At 42.9% G+C, this 420-nt stretch carries 1 pseudogene; it reads left to right on the top strand.

Annotated features, from left to right (window positions below):
• Positions 1–337: pseudogene (locus J8L84_RS20290) on the top strand (hypothetical protein); the annotation flags it as partial.
• Between the last annotated feature and the right edge of the window lie 83 nt (positions 338–420).

Below are 420 nucleotides of genomic sequence, written 5' to 3'. Positions count from 1 at the left end.
GTTAAGCATCATTATGAAATTGAGTGTACCTATCGAACTTGAATACAGCAGGGAAAACTTATTAGTCTTGCTGTCTTATGGTTACAAGCCAGATCAATCGCCATACACACATAAACAAATTTCTGAGTGGTGTGAACGGTTTTGGAATAAATATAATGATGTTGATCTGTCGGAAGAAATTGAAAAGGTTATGCCTATTCTTGCCGACATTGAAACGCAATGGGATCTCTACCTAGCAAATACGTATTCATCATCACAGCTACAGCAGCTAGATTTTGAGACTGTTAACTTGCCTGTAGAGTGGTTTAAGGATTGGAGCGCCGAGGCAAATGCTTAACAAGTGCATGCTGCATCAGCCACTGCGTGGCTTGGACGGTTTTTCCGCTCGTGCCTCGCTACAAAACCGCCGCAAATGCAGGC

Origin of the sequence: Alteromonas sp. MMG017 (assembly GCF_018100795.1) — a bacterium.
Classification (GTDB): Bacteria; Pseudomonadota; Gammaproteobacteria; order Enterobacterales; family Alteromonadaceae; genus Alteromonas.
Note: the sequence above shows the minus strand (reverse complement) of the source record. Positions and strands in the feature narration are given on the sequence as shown.